This is a genomic window from Pseudomonas sp. SIMBA_067, from assembly GCF_046534675.1.
Taxonomy (GTDB): domain Bacteria; phylum Pseudomonadota; class Gammaproteobacteria; order Pseudomonadales; family Pseudomonadaceae; genus Aquipseudomonas; species Aquipseudomonas putida.
In genome coordinates this window covers 1-258 of the sequence record NZ_JAWRYH010000773.1, presented here as the reverse complement: position 1 = coordinate 258, position 258 = coordinate 1, and the positions used below count along the sequence as shown (strand labels likewise).

1 protein-coding gene is annotated in these 258 nt (G+C 40.3%); it reads left to right on the top strand.

Going from position 1 to position 258, the window contains the following annotated elements:
- Nucleotides 1–258, top strand: a 258-nt coding sequence (locus SB765_RS31275; protein WP_410932713.1) for a hypothetical protein, incomplete at both ends; no start/stop codon positions are given.

Below are 258 nucleotides of genomic sequence, written 5' to 3'. Positions count from 1 at the left end.
CTAAAGGTGAATCGAATGATGATATGGCAGCACTTAGTGAAGAACTTGCTGAAGAGGGCGAAGACTTTAACATTGACGACTTGCTTGATGAGAATAATGAACAAGCAGATGATGTAACAGCACAAGCTGATGATGACGATGAGTTTGATATAGACAGTTTACTCGATGCTGAGCAACCAACTACTGAAGCTCAAATTGAAGAGCCAGATATCGACAGCCTAGTTGATGAAGACGATGAAGTTGATATTGATGAATTGC